We start from the raw sequence: 275 nt of genomic DNA on the forward strand, positions 1-275 counted from the left end.
TCCTTTATTTGCTTATAGACCTGAGGATAGTAAACCAGATATATTTGAATTGGAGTATTTTATTGCTTCTGATACAGAAAGTAAAGATGTTACCACTCTCAATCATATAATTATTAAAAAAGAAAAGGATGCAATTCCTAAAATATCAATCAACGGTGATCACTTTATAGAAATTTCAAAGTCTTTTGGAGGATCAGATATGCCAGATTTAGGTGTAGCATGTTCTTCCGGAGAGAATGAGACATTAAGCTTACCATATGTAAAAATGAAATTAT

The 275-nt window shown here is 30.5% G+C and carries 1 protein-coding gene; it reads left to right on the plus strand.

Annotated elements, in window-relative coordinates:
- Positions 1-275 (plus strand): hypothetical protein (locus SB717_RS35615; RefSeq protein WP_410907662.1); only part of this gene is annotated, 275 nt, incomplete at both ends.

It is taken from the genome of Priestia sp. SIMBA_032, assembly GCF_046535215.1.
Lineage (GTDB): Bacteria > Bacillota > Bacilli > Bacillales > Bacillaceae_H > Priestia > Priestia aryabhattai.